Source organism: Mycoplasma sp. CSL7503-lung, from assembly GCF_025515455.1.
Classification (GTDB): Bacteria; Bacillota_I; Bacilli_A; order Mycoplasmatales; family Metamycoplasmataceae; genus Mycoplasmopsis.
Genome location: NZ_JAOPHP010000031.1, coordinates 1 through 5,168, shown reverse-complemented (window position 1 = coordinate 5,168; position 5,168 = coordinate 1). Strand labels below are relative to the sequence as shown.

At 20.8% G+C, this 5,168-nt stretch carries 2 protein-coding genes; both read right to left on the bottom strand.

The annotated features are described in order from the left end of the window. Window positions 1-4,512, bottom strand: a 4,512-nt coding sequence (locus tag N9R85_RS03590) for a hypothetical protein (RefSeq protein ID WP_262858625.1), incomplete at its 3' end; no start/stop codon positions are given. Between the two features lie 8 nt (window positions 4,513-4,520). Beyond that, the coding region (locus tag N9R85_RS03585; RefSeq protein ID WP_262858624.1) for a type IV secretory system conjugative DNA transfer family protein at window positions 4,521-5,168 on the bottom strand (648 nt) is incomplete at its 5' end.

The following is a 5,168-nucleotide window of genomic DNA, read 5'->3' as shown; positions in this document are numbered from 1 at the left end:
GGTATCATTATTTTTTGAATTATTTACTTCTTTTTTCGACGATGGGTTATTATTATCATTATCATCTCTATTATCAATTCTATTAATATCATTCTCTCCTATATAATCTTCATCTATTAATTGAGATGGTTTTAAATTACTAAAAATATATGATTTTAGGTTATATTCACCTGTAATTGTTTTTAAAGGAGAAATTAAAGATATATTAGTTTTTAATAAATAATAATCCGAATTAATAGTTTCATTATTAAAGATATTTTCTTTAATTTTTTCTTTATCGAACTCTTGATATGGTTTATCAACTAATTTTAAACCATCATAAATACCATTAATAACATTCTCAATATTTAATTTTGTATAAATATGACTAAATAATCTTATTTTTTCTAGTTTATTTTGTGATATTTTGTCTAATTCAACTTCTAAAAATCTTCATAAATTAAATAAAACATCTTTTTTATGACTATTTTTTAATTTATTAGCAAATTCTAATCATATTTTAAAATTTTCAATGGATTCTGTTGTGTATTTAAATTTTTCAATATTTGATGAAATATAATTAAATAACATTTTTTTGTTTTGTATAAATTGATTAATATTATTTCAATACATTTGATTATGTTTATCAACTAAAACAAATTTAAATTCTGTTAATTTTGATAATAGTTCGTTTATTTGTTGTATTTCTAATGACTTTTTGTGATTTGAAATAGCAAAACTTTTATTAGTTTTATCAATTCAATAATCTATGACTTCTTTTAAGAATGTATATTTTTTATTTATCAAGTCATATTTATTACCAATGACTGATTTTAATGCTACTATTAATTCATTTTTAGGTCTATTAAAATCAAATTCTTTATTTTCAATAAGATTTTTATCTTTAATTTCTTTTAGAGTTTTTTCAAATATGAAATTAGAGTTTGTATTTGATAAAATCAATTGTTTAATTATTGATTTTGGCTTTTCATTTAAATCTAAATATTTAGTATATTCTTCTGAAGACAATAAATCTAATTCATAATCTAAATTTTTAATTTTAAAATTCTGAAGATATTTAAAATCATATTCATAATGATTATTATCATATTCGGTTTCATAATTAAAATTATTAAATAAGTTATCAGATTTTAAATCTTCTTTTAATTGTGCTAATGAGAAATTATCATATGACAAATCGCTTATTTCTAAAAAATCAAGTGGATTTGAAAATTTAGGATATTCAATTTCAATTGTAGTATTAGAATCTTTGGTAATAATGAATTTTTCGTCATTTAGTTCAAAAAGACCATCTCAAAAAATATAAATTGAGTTATTAGTTAATGAAATTTTAGGCTTAAATAAATGTTTTAAAATTTCCCCCAGATTAAAAGATTTTCCATTCAATAGAAAGAATGTATTATCAAAATAAGAAAAATAGTCATCAACATCCATTTCAGTCCCATTTTCATTGATAAAATCCAAATTATAAAAACCTTCGCCAATAGAATAACCTGAAATTGATTTTAAGATAAATTCTTGTAAATAATTAATATTGTTTTTTCAATCGCTTAAAGTTCTTTGCTCTAATTTTTGTTTAATTTTATCTTTATCTAAAAAAATATTAATCGGTCAATTAATTTTATATCCTTTTTTAGACAATCAACTTGTTAAATCTATTTTTTGTGTTGGTTCATCTTTAATAAATTTAATAATTGTGCTATTAGGTTGCAAATTGTAATTAAAATTAAAACTATACACATTTAAAGTAGAATCGTTTTGATAAATATTGACTTCTTTATCGTTATCACTATTTAAATATTCAAATTTTTCTGCTTCAACCAAACTAATAGGTTTTGAATTTAGATAACTATAAATATTTGTTTGATTTTTATCATTTTGCATTTTAGATTCAATAAAATCTGCTAATAATTGTTTATATTCTTGTAATTCAGGTTTTAAAGAATTATATAAAAGAGTTTCTTCGTTGGATAATTTATTATTATCAACTAAATATTTTTCAAAATCATTAATGAATTCTTCTTGTTTTAGTGAATTAAAATGTAAAGAAAATGAAATGTTTTTATATAATAAAAAGTTTTCGTATTGAATTATTAAATCTGAATAATTTAAACTGTTTATATCTAATGATTTATTATTTAAAAATTCTTTAAATGACGTAAAAAACTTTGAATTTTCAAGATTATTAACTAAATTTAATTGATTCAATTTTATAAAAGCATTATCTAAAATATTTTTTTCTTGCGAATCCTTAAATTTTTGATTTGTTTGATAAATTAAATAAAATTTTGGTAATCCTGTTTTTTGAATTGCATTAAGTAAATATCAACCTTCTGTCTTCGGTGCTGCAAAATACAAAATACCTTGTGAATCTGTTGTTAAATTAAATTCTTGAATATTCTGTATATCTGCTAAATCATTTCCGAAATAAAAACCTTTAATTTCTTTAAATCCATCATCAAATTGTAAATGAAGACCTGCGTCGGCAAATATTGTTTTAACTATAACGGAATTGTTTTCTTCCCCAAAATATTCAACTAATTTAGATTCATTTAATTTAGAAATTTTGGGTCATATTTTTAAATTTGATATTTGTTTGTAAAACTTAGAACTTAAAGTTCAAATTTGTTCGTAAGTACCAGTCTTTGGGTTAATTTTAAAGTCGTAATCAGGGTTAGAAATTAAATTACCGTCCTTATCAACAATTTCTTTAAAATTTGAATCAATTTGATATGGGTTTATTTTTTGTGCTTGGTCAAAATTTATTTTTGGATCTCAACTATGCAATTTAAAATCAATTTCATCAAAAACTTTATTCAACTCAATATCTTTAAATAAATTTTCTGTTATAGTATAAACTTTTGCTTCGTTTCTATTTATTTTTCCGGCTTCTACTTTATATTCTTTAACTTGTATTTTTAATTTTTGGTCGGTAGGCAAAATTTTATAAATGAAACCAATTAAAGATATTGGAACTACTCTATCATTGATAATTAATTCTTCATTATTTTTTGGACTTAAAAATAAATTTATTGAAGCAGCCGAAACTAGTGTTATTAAATTATTATCTAATTTTTGATAATTATATTGGTTTTGTTTATGTGCTTCGTCTGAAACTGGCACTGCGATACCTTCCTTCAAAGAAAATACTTGTTGAACAGAATTTTCACTAGTATCTTCAGATAGTTTTGGTATATTTATTTTAAATCTTTCTCATCAATAAGTATTTTTGTTTGAATTTTGTGCGGAAGGATTAATAAAAATTTTAATAGGTTCGTTAGCATTAAATTCTGTGTAAATTACTTCTACGTATGGTCTATCAGAATATATAAATTTAATATTATTACTAAGTTTTGAAGTTAAATGTCTATAAATATTAGAATTTTGAACTTTTGTACCTAAACTAGAAATATATTCTACATAATCATCGAATTCAATATCATAATTCCAATTGTTATTTATTTTTTTTACGCCTTTTGACAATAAAAATTTTTCTAAAGCATATTTTTTAATATCTTCTTCATCTAAAAATGATATTTTTGTATCAAAATGTGTACCGAATCTTGATGAAATTAATTTAATTCTATCTTCCGACTTAACTAAATATTTGTTAGTTAAGTTTGACCAATTATTTTTAATTTTATTAAATAAGTTTAAGTTATATAAACTGTTTATTTGATTATTATAAAATTCATCTTTATTTTGTTTAACTCTTAATTTATCATTATTAAATTCGAAATCTTCAATTTTTAAGGGAATTATTGACGGTCAATACTCATTATTTTTAATAATTAAACTTGAAAAAGCGTTGTAATCTCCGCTTGGTCTATAACTTTTAGAATTTTGTTTTGGACTTAATTCTTGTTCATATAATCCTAAATCTTGATTTGATGTTGTTGTTAATAAATATTGACTATATTCATAAAAATACAAATTAGATAATTTATATTTAGAATATGAATTATTAATGGTTGCACCAGAAATAGTATCTGTAAAAGGTAAATATGTGCTAACATCAACTGACAAAGTTTTAGATTCAATTGTTGATTTTAATTTTAAATCATTAATAAATAATGCGTTTTTTGTGTTTTCAGAAATATTAAAAATATCTTGATTTACAACTTTAAAATTTGATAATTCTTTTTTTAATTTTTTTCAAAAATCATTGAAATTATTATAAGAATTTATTTTAGATTCAACTAAATCCAAACTATTAGATTTAATAAATTTAGAATTTTTAAATTCTTTATTTAAACTAAAAAATGGTTGTTGTCGTTTGAACGAATATGAAAGATTATGTAAGTTGTTATTGTAATTACTATCCGTATTTGAAGATATTTCTAAATTTGGATATATCTTTTTTATTTCCTTAAGTAATTCTAAGGTAGTGTAATTAGTTTCTTCGATGTTATTATTATATAACTCTTCATCATCATAATAAGAAACTACCCCAATTGTAGGTAAAATTGATGCAATAGCACTAGAACCTATAAAAAATTTTTTATATTTCATCTTTCTCCTTATAAACTCATTAAATTCTTTTTAAATTCAACTAAAAATGATAAATAATTCTTGAAATTTGTGTATTTATTTAAATTTGATTCGTAGTTTAATATTTCTTTATTGTATTCATTTAATAATCGTTCTTTAATTTCATTGTTCAATTGTTTTTTAAACAATTCGTCAATATCGAATTTAAGTGATTTAATATGCTTTTTAAAAATAGTAAAGTCATCAAAAAATAAATCTTTTTCAAAATCATTATAATTAATTGCAATTTGATAATGTTGTTTGTCCGTTAGAAAAAATAAACATTCACCTGTTTTTGAATTAGAAATAAATTTTAATTCATGTTCTGATAATGAGTTTGATGTTTTGTACAACTCTTTAATCGAGTCTAAATCAAGTTGTTTAGCATTAAAGAAAAAGGAATATTGTATATTAGCAAGTATTTTAGATGCATTTTGTGATATATCTACAACGTTTTGAGTTGCTAGAATAATTGAACCATTATATTTCCGAATTGTTTTAGTAGTATCAATTAAAAATTCCATTAATTCTGGTGTGTTGTCTTTCAATGCAAAGTGTGCTTCATCTATAAACAAAACAGTTTTAAAATAAGATTTATTTATTGAATTTATACTAATTTTTGTATTTATTATTTTAAG